Source organism: bacterium (assembly GCA_021158245.1).
In the GTDB taxonomy this organism is placed as follows: Bacteria; Zhuqueibacterota; QNDG01; order QNDG01; family QNDG01; genus QNDG01.
This window is the reverse complement of sequence record JAGGVB010000060.1, coordinates 21,154-28,878: the sequence shown is the minus strand read 5'-3', so window position 1 is coordinate 28,878 and position 7,725 is coordinate 21,154. Positions and strand designations below refer to the sequence as shown.

The 7,725-nt window shown below is 38.8% G+C and carries 5 protein-coding genes; all 5 read right to left on the bottom strand.

Annotation, left to right across the window (positions count from 1 at the left end; all coding sequences use genetic code 11):
* Positions 1 to 3: 3 nt before the first annotated feature.
* Positions 4 to 300: a HigA family addiction module antidote protein gene (locus J7K93_03725; protein ID MCD6116102.1), complete on the bottom strand. Its 297-nt coding sequence runs from the start codon at positions 298 to 300 to the stop codon at positions 4 to 6.
* Positions 301 to 655: 355 nt separating this feature from the next.
* Positions 656 to 3,289, bottom strand: a complete 2,634-nt coding sequence (locus J7K93_03720) for a patatin-like phospholipase family protein (protein ID MCD6116101.1) — start codon at positions 3,287 to 3,289, stop codon at positions 656 to 658.
* Between the two features lie 2 nt (positions 3,290 to 3,291).
* Entirely contained in the window at positions 3,292 to 5,301 is a 2,010-nt protein-coding gene (tkt, locus tag J7K93_03715; GenBank protein ID MCD6116100.1) for a transketolase, read from the bottom strand.
* 242 nt (positions 5,302 to 5,543) lie between these two features.
* On the bottom strand, positions 5,544 to 6,314 hold the full coding sequence (locus J7K93_03710) for a FecR domain-containing protein (protein MCD6116099.1): 771 nt from the start codon (positions 6,312 to 6,314) through the stop codon (positions 5,544 to 5,546).
* On the bottom strand, positions 6,311 to 7,714 hold the full coding sequence (locus J7K93_03705; protein MCD6116098.1) for a hypothetical protein: 1,404 nt from the start codon (positions 7,712 to 7,714) through the stop codon (positions 6,311 to 6,313). The genes J7K93_03710 and J7K93_03705 overlap by 4 nt, the downstream gene beginning before the upstream one ends.
* Positions 7,715 to 7,725: the final 11 nt, after the last annotated feature.

Genomic DNA, 7,725 nt, shown 5'->3' with positions numbered 1-7,725 from the left:
TATTTATTGATTATACTCGTTAACTTCTTTATTAATTTTATCTAAAAGTTTATCTTCGGCAAAATTTAAATCATAATCCATCTGCAAATTAAGCCAGAATTTCGGTGACATGTGAAAATATTTTGCAAAGCGTAATGCTGTATCTGGTGTAATTCTTCTCTTTCCGAGGACAATTTCATTGATTCTGCGTGGAGGCACTCTAATGTCCATTGCCATTTTATTCTGGCTTATTCCCATGGGTTTTAAAAATTTCTCAAATAATACCTTACCCGGATGGACTGGACTTTTCATTTTATTCATCGTCTAATCCTTTTATAAAGATTATCAGAATTTCTTAACTTGGGATAGATTACTCTGGCACGCTACAATAAACCCTCCACGCTTCAAAAAACCATTAGTATTGACAAAAAGAAATGCTTATATTCAATATAAGCTCAACTTATATAACATCAACACATCTTAAGTATAAGTTATAATGCGAAACGTTAAATGTCAAGCGTTATATGCTGAATGGACTAATTTTACAAGATTTTCCGTATAAAAACAGAGCCTAAGGGGGCTTATTCCTGATTAGTAATACTGTGTACCATACATAAAACAATGCAGTTTTATAAAAAGCGGGGTAATTACCAGTAACGAATATTAGCAGGCCGCATTAAAATCCGTGTCCTATTGAAAAATAAAATCTGGAGTACCGGCCTGATTTACCGAACCCTAAAAATAACGGACCAATTGGAGTATCTGTAGATACAATAACACCCAATCCGTTGTAAAAATCCCTTCCCTCAATTTTTGAATAATTATCCCATACACCTGAAACATCATATCTCAGGGATAAAAATGATTCATGCTTGAGGGGCAGATTAAAACGTATCTCCGTATTGATCACTATAAATCTCTTCCCGTGCAGGGCATCACGGGGAAATCCCATAAATGAATTAAGCCCGCCTACAAAATATTCTTTTGAAAAAGGAGTGGTCAGATCTGCAGTACCCCATAAAATACGGGGATGAAAAATAACACCGGGATAAACAAAGAAAAACGATTCTGTGGAAGAAAATAGCCTTACAAAAGACACACCGCTTGCAAGAATATTTCCAGCTGTCTCGTACTCCAAAATGTGATATTTTCCATGTGTTGAAAACGGAACTCTGTCACGGGTATCCACTTCTGATTTTATTGAGAGGGAACGGAGATTGTACTTCCCGGAAGGAACATCACCTGTATTGGCAGAAGTCGTAATATTAACATGCTCATCTTTTAAAGAAAGAGACAGCTTACCGAGTTTTTTCATCTGATGCCCTACAGAAAAAATGAATCGTGAAGTTCGGTTTTTATATGAGCCCAAATGAACCAAACCGGAATAATAGTCTCTGTGTTTTGTGTCTCGTTCCAATCCAACAGTATAAGTAAAATATGTATTAAACAGCCTGTCTGCTGAAATACGTGCTTCGAGAAGCTCATCTCTCCTCCCATTTAAAAGCCTTAGAGATGCTCTGTCTCCGACACCAAGTAAATTTTCTCTGACAAGCTGGAAGAAACCTTTGGTCTGCCTCTCAATATCATACCTTAAACCTACTCTGATCAGTGTATATGTATTTTCTTTGAGATATATAACAAGATTATACTTATTCCCGAGAGGTACAATATCGAATCTCACTGCCTTAAAAAGCCCTGTTGAATAAAGATTTTCAATACTTTTTAAAAGATTTTGGTGGCTGAAAATATCTCCATTCTCAAGGAGCAATTCCCTGGTCAAAACAAACTCTCTTGTATGCCTGTTACCATTAAAAACAATCTTGCCTATGCATCCTTCATCTATTGATATCGAAAGAGTTCCTCTCTTAAAAGCGATGCTCTTAACCTTTATCAAAGAGTATCCATTTGATGTATATAATTTTATTAATGAATCAATTCCCCTTTTTAGATTTATTGAATCCAAATGCCTTTTGAGTTTAATTCCCAAAACATTAAAAAGAAGAGAATCAGGATAAATTGTGTTCCCTGAAAAAACAACTTTCTCAATTACAGGATTTTCTTTTACCACAAAAAACAATGTGTTTGCTGCTGTATCCGCTTGTGCTGATATCTTTGAAAAAATGCCTGACTGGTTCAGCTGATTTGCAGCCCACCTTACATCGTCTGCGGACAAATGACATGGGAGATTTAAGGAAATCTCATCTGACAGAGAACCTGCCTTTGAAGAATCACAACCGCTAATAACAATATTTTTAATATACAAAGAGTCTATACTTTTACTTGCTGGTGTAAAAAGTTTAGATTCGATCTGCGGAAGCACTCTTTCTGCGGCCTCCCTCCCAAGGGCAATCAAACTGTCAATACAACTGAAATCAGTATTGGAAATATGCCCAAGATCTGGCACAATTTTAACATCTGCCCCTGAAAGCCCGTCAGCAACAACACCCTGCTGCATTATTGTTGTAACCTGATCTACAATTTCCCAGGGAGCTTTAAGCCTGGATCTGTCCCTTAATTTGGACGATGTATCAACAGCAATGAGAATATCTCCGAGATGCCTTGCTTCTTTTACAGGAAGATTTGAAATTATTCCACCATCAACAAGCAGCATTGAATCAAGCTCCACCGGAGCCAATAAAAGCGGAATTGTCATACTGGCCTGAATTGCAGATACAATAGATCCTTTGTTTAAAATTATCTTTTTCCCTGAAAGCAGATCAGTGGCAACTGCAAAAAAGGGTATATTAAAGCATAAAAAATCATCAGAGACTGAATAGGGAGCACTGTAAACAAGGCCTGTAATAAAATTAAAAAGCCTCTGTCCTGCTGCATAAGAAGAGGGTATATCTATTGAAAACCGTTTCAGGCGCAGTTGGAAAAGAGATCTTGCCTGTTCCGCTTTCTGTCCTAAAAAAAGCTCTTCTCTTGATGGAGCATCCTCTATAAGAGCTGACCAGTCAATTGTTTTTACTATATTCTGCAGCCGTGCAGGAGAATAACCAAGGGAGTACAATCCGCCTATAAGAGCACCCATGCTGGTTCCTGCAATTGCATCTATAGGGATTCCCCTCTTCTCCAAAGCCATTAATACACCTATCTGAGCCAGGCCTCGAGACCCTCCCCCGCTTAAAACAAGAACAATTTCAGGCCGGTCAGGTTCGTAAATATTAAAAGGCATATTAACACATCCGGCCTCTTTTTTAAAATTAAGCGGGATTTCAATCAAACTGTTTACAGCCGGGAAAACAGACGGGATATAAACGATCAACAGAAAAATTAAAATAAACAAATGACAACTGCGCTTAATCATCGTTATATTCTCTTAAGCCATGTATTAACTCTTTCCGAAATTCTATCAGGTGTAAAACCGAATTCTTCCGATAGTGTTTCATAGGGTGCAGAAGCTCCAAAAGTATCAACTGTTAAACATAGTATCGGGCTGCGTGTTATAGCGTGCCAGCCCTGTGAAGATGCCGCTTCTATTACAACTACAGGTATATTTTCAGTAATGATCATACTCTGCACAGACATGTCATTCATTAAGAACAGATCAAGAGATACCATTGAGACCACCCGTGCATCTATTCCGGACTTCTTAAGATTGTCTTTTGATTCTACGGCAACACTAACTTCCGAGCCTGTCGCAACAAGGATCACATCCGGGTTGCCATTTTCCATTGCAAGAACATACGCTCCTCTACTAATGTCCGATGCCGTCAATGTTTTTATACGCTTTAGAACCGGAACTTTCTGCCTTGTGAGGCACATTGCAGACGGGCCTTTTTTATTGTTTAAAGCATTAACCCAGCAAAGGGCTGTCTCCTCGGAGTCGGCAGGCCTGAATACCGTAAGCCCGGGTATTGAGCGAAGCCCTGCAATCTGTTCAACAGGCTGATGCGTCGGGCCGTCCTCTCCTAAAAAGATACTATCATGAGTAAATATATATATAACCTGTCTTTTCATTAAAGCTGACAGCCTTATCGCCGGTTTCATATAATCCGAAAAGACAAGAAATGTCGAACCGAACGGAACAAACCCCCCATAAAGAGACATTCCGTTTAAAATTGCCCCCATAGCGTGCTCACGAATTCCAAAATGAATATTTCTTCCATCAAAACTATCTTTGGATATAAAACCTGATCCGTTAATAATAGTCTTGGTAGACGGACTCAAATCCGCAGACCCTCCGTATATCCACGGCATAAGCTCTGCAGCCTTGTTAAGTATCTTTCCTGAACTTGATCTTGTTGCCAAAGGCTCTTCCGGAACCGCTTTTTTTAATTCTGCTTCTATATTTTCAGGAATCTCTTGCTCATGAATCGAATCCCACAGGCGTGCAAGATCAGGATGTTTCTCCTGCCATGACTTAAATGAATCCGACCACTCATCATATACTGTTTTAAGGTAAATTATCCTCTTCTCAAAATAGTGTTTTACATCATCAGGTACATAAAACTCGGGAGACAGCGGCCAGTCGAGATTCTTCTTTGTTGCTGTAACTTCATCTTTACCAAGAGGTGCTCCGTGCACAGAAGCCGTATCCTGCTTTGAAGGGCTTCCATATCCGATATGAGTTTTTGCAATTATTAATGATGGTCTTGATGTTTCCATGATTGACGAATTCAGAGCCCGCTCTATCTCTTTATGATTATGTCCATCAATCTTAATTGTATGCCAACCGTATGCTTCAAACCGTTTGGCAATATCCTCTTTAAAAGCAATATCTGTTGAGCCTTCAATTGTTATTTTATTATTATCATATATATAAATAATGTTTCCTAGCCCAAGATATCCTGCAATGGAAGCTGCTTCCGAAGAAATACCCTCCATAAGGTCGCCGTCACTGACAATGCCATAAATCCTGTTGTTAACAGGAGAAAAATCTTCTGTGTTGAATTTATCAGCAAGAATTTTTTCAGCAATAGCCATTCCCACTCCCGTGGCAAATCCCTGACCCAATGGACCGGTTGTTGTTTCAACACCTGGAATACCGTATTCAGGATGCCCCGGTGTTTTACTGCCCCACTGCCGGAAATTTTTTATATCGTCAATAGATATATCATATCCTGACAGATATAACAGAGAATAAAGAAGCATGGATCCATGCCCGGCAGAAAGAATAAATCTATCCCGGTTCTTCCATAGCGGATCTAAAGGATTGTGGGAAAGGAATTTTGTCCATAGCACAAAAGCACAATCTGCCATACCCATTGGGAGGCCTGGGTGGCCTGATTTTGCCTTCTGAATTGCATCAATACTAAGCATTCTTATTGTATTAACTGACAGGTCTGCAATGTCCCGGGAACCTTTCAGTATTGTCATATTCATAACCTCCTATAGTTTTTATAAAATCATATAAATAATGAACTAAAAAATATATGCATTTTTCTCATATCATATCAAGCATAAAAATATTTATTTATTCAACCTGACAAAAACCATGATTGTGCTCCCCCTTGAAAAAGCCTTACTATGCAATCACTAATAAAATATAAACCCTGACAGGATTTTAAACCCTGTCAGGGTTGTGATAAACTCTATGATAATTTTTAAATATGTGAAGATTACTTCTCTTTTTTCAACTTCTGAACTCTAACACTGTCTCTTGCTGTATTCCATTTTACCCATTTTGTCTGCTCATCCCGGTCTGACAAGTCAAATGATTTCGCTGATACTACTTTTCCCTTATTATCAACTGTAATCTCCTGCATCGATTTCACTATATAGAGCCACTCTTTTAATGATACTTCATGAGGCCCCTGAATCTCGTGCGGCCCTTCAATCTGATGAGGTTTGATTGTTTTGGGTTCAAGAGATGTCTTTTCGGGGGCATTTGTAAAATGAACCTCTCCTTTATATACCTTCAGAGTAGTGGTTGAATCAGCATTTACTTTTAGCCGCAGCCTGGTTCCTGTTATTACAGCAGATGCAACTGATGAAGATATATCAAATTTAGTATCTGATTCTATTTCGTGAATATCCGCCCAAATTTCTCCTGAATTAACTACAATTTGTGTTTCAGCCTTTTTATCTTCCATTTCACGGTAAAGTTTCACAATATCAACTGTTGTTTTTGGTGCAAGCCTGATTACATCAAGTTCAGCAAGATTAATTTCTGCACGTGAACCACGAAAGGTTCTTACCTTATCCCCTGAAAGCACTTCTGTGTTAATCGGGGCATTGTGCCACAAATCCTGATCTAATGGTTTTCTCTTAACTCTGCCTTTTGCATACGTAACTCTTCCCTTTTTCTGTAGAGAACCTTCAGCCAGAACAAGGGCAGCTCCCGTAAAAAATACAGCAATCAATATAAAAACTACAAATTTTCTTATCATTTAGTTCCCCCAATACTCTCTTCAGGATAATAGAGGCCATAAACCATATCAACCAGTTTAATAGCTTCTCTTGAGAAGGGATCAACATCTCTTTTAAAAAGCTCATTATCTATTAAAATCTTTGCAACCCGCCAGCTCTCTGCTTCGTCAAGTTTACCTACAAGCTTGTCAAAATCTTCCTGGCTGCCACCAAACAATTTTTTCACAAAACTTTTCTCTGCTTTTTTATCAATATATGATCTTATAGTGTTTTTTTGTACTTCTTCCTGTACAGAAGGTTTGTCCTTCGCAGCCTTGTCTTCGCCCTCTTTCAGATCACGGCGGATAATTCTCATCGGCTTGGCCGGTTCTTTGGGAGATTCTTCAACAACCTTCTCCGGCTCTACAGGCTCAACTTCGTCCGTTTCGGAATCAGCTGTTTTCAGCGGCTCCTCTGTTAATTCCTCTTCCTTTTCAGATTCTGTCGAAGTATCCATTCCAAGATCGTCAAAAACCCAATCTTCATCTTTTCCCTGTTTTAATTTCTCAGTTTCTTCGGATTTTGGTTCCGGAGCTGTTTCAACTTCGGGTTCCTGAGTTTTTTCCGCTACCTGTACTTCTGTTTCGGATTCTTCCTTCTCTCCGAATTCACTCTTTAAAGCAAGATAACGCTTAATTGTAATTTCCAGGTCTTCTGCGCTAAAATCTTTTCTGCCAAGTTCAACTTCTACATCAACTGCACGCCTGAAACTTATAAGGTTTCTGTCAGCAAGAAAATCCTGTATCATTGCAGCATCGATACGCGTTATCTGTTCAGATTTTGTCTCTGATAAGAAATTCAGCAGAACGGAAAAATCTTTAAGCACATTGCCCAAAGGGTCTTGTTCATTAATAGAATGCAGAAGGTCCGAAACTATACCGGAGTATACTTCACTGCTTATGGAATCCGGACGTTTAAGAGCACATTTTTTTAGTACATATTCTGCATATGACAAAACTTCGAGAAACGGGGTCAGGTTCTCCTCAACTACCGAATAAGACACGGAATCTTTCTCCTTAAAAAGGAGCCGCCTCATAGTATCAACAGGTTTTACAATATAATCTATACGAAGAATAAGTGCATCTCTAAGTATAGATTCTATCTCTTCTTTCGGGAACCTTGCTGCCTGCCGAAGAACATCGAGAAACCTTGTACGAAGATTTTTTAAATCTTCAGGTTTCAGTTCAAAATGTGCCGTTGACTTTAGAGAAAGGGGAGACTCTTCAGCTATATACTTCTCGACTCGTTCCTTAAATTTAGCTTTTACAAATACCGGAACGCCTTTATCCGAAGAGATTACGGAAAATCGGACTGAATCTTTTCCTCCCAATATCCGCTTTTTCAAACTTGTTACCAGAACAATTGTTTCATCTTCCCACATGAGTTTCACCT